This is a genomic window from Pseudomonas sp. MD330_10, from assembly GCF_042610415.1.
Lineage (GTDB): Bacteria > Pseudomonadota > Gammaproteobacteria > Pseudomonadales > Pseudomonadaceae > Aquipseudomonas > Aquipseudomonas rhodesiae.
Genome location: NZ_JBHGZU010000138.1, coordinates 1 through 240 on the forward strand (window position 1 = coordinate 1; position 240 = coordinate 240).

At 65.4% G+C, this 240-nt stretch carries 1 protein-coding gene; it reads right to left on the minus strand.

Translation table 11 applies throughout. The features are described from left to right. Positions 1 to 240, minus strand: a 240-nt coding sequence (locus tag ACFZPT_RS26930; RefSeq protein WP_379555982.1) for a hypothetical protein, incomplete at both ends; no start/stop codon positions are given.

A 240-nucleotide genomic window follows, 5' to 3' on the forward strand; every position in this document is an offset into this window, starting at 1 on the left:
GGGTTGTGGGCGAAACGTTCCTGCACGTCGTGGGAATGGTCGGCGCGGGTCAGGCGTTGCAGCGGGTCGTAGCGGTAGTGGTGTTCGCCTTTGCGGGTGTCGAGCAGCCGGGTGAGGTTGCCGGCTCGGTCGTAGTCGTATTGGCGCTGCAGCAGCGGGTGGCTCTGGTGGGTGACGGCGTGGGCGTGCAGGCGCTGTTGGTCGTCGTAGTGATAGTGGCTGAGCAGTTGGCCTTGTTGG